Raw genomic sequence first — 364 nt, 5'->3', positions numbered from 1 at the left:
TCGATAGTTGCAATATTGGTGTCGCTACTGCTCCAAGAAAGAGCACTATCAGTGGTCACATTTAGCACACTAGAGTCAGACATTAACGCTTGTGCAGTAAAGGCTTGCTCTAGCCCGGCGACTACAGTGGTATCCTGTGGTGTGATTTGCAGACTGGTTACTGTGGCATTCGTTACTGTCAATTCAGCAGATGCAGTAAACTCAGCGCCATTCGTATTACCCGATGCGGTAATAGTAACGGTACCGACTGCAACACCCGTTGCGATCCCCGTATCGGTATCGATAGTTGCAATATTGGTGTCGCTACTGCTCCAAGAAAGAGCACTATCGGTGGTCACATTTAGCACACTTGAGTCCGACATTA

The 364-nt window shown here is 47.5% G+C and carries 1 protein-coding gene; it reads right to left on the bottom strand.

What is annotated here, in order from left to right:
* On the bottom strand, positions 1-347 hold a 347-nt coding region (locus AB4298_RS21270; protein ID WP_371988333.1), incomplete at its 3' end, for an Ig-like domain-containing protein.
* Positions 348-364 lie beyond the last annotated feature (17 nt).

It is taken from the genome of Shewanella sp. 10N.261.52.F9, assembly GCF_041471165.1.
GTDB classification, from domain to species: Bacteria; Pseudomonadota; Gammaproteobacteria; order Enterobacterales; family Shewanellaceae; genus Shewanella; species Shewanella marinintestina.
This window is presented reverse-complemented; position numbering and strand designations above follow the sequence as displayed.